Annotated in this window: 1 pseudogene; it reads left to right on the forward strand. The window is 65.4% G+C overall.

Features of this window, described 5'->3' with window-relative positions:
• Positions 1-272, forward strand: a pseudogene (locus tag R0J88_RS20265) (3',5'-cyclic-AMP phosphodiesterase); the annotation flags it as partial.

Below are 272 nucleotides of genomic sequence, written 5' to 3' on the forward strand. Positions count from 1 at the left end.
GGTTCTGGTTCGCGGGCAACCACGATCACCCTGAATTCATGCAGGAGCTGCGTCCCTTCCATCACGAGCTGGATCTGGGCGACTGGCGACTGCTGTGTCTGGATTCGCGCGTCACCGGGCAGGCGGGGGGAGAGCTTGGCGAGGAGCAGTTGAGCGAGCTTGCGCAGTCACTGGCGCTGTCCGTCGAGCTGGACCCGCGCCCGATCCTGCTGGCCATGCATCATCATCCGCTGCCGATCGGCTCGGACTGGATGGATGCGCTGGGCCTTGCC

The organism is Pseudoalteromonas sp. SIMBA_162 (genome assembly GCF_046535955.1).
Taxonomy (GTDB): domain Bacteria; phylum Pseudomonadota; class Gammaproteobacteria; order Enterobacterales; family Alteromonadaceae; genus Pseudoalteromonas; species Pseudoalteromonas marina.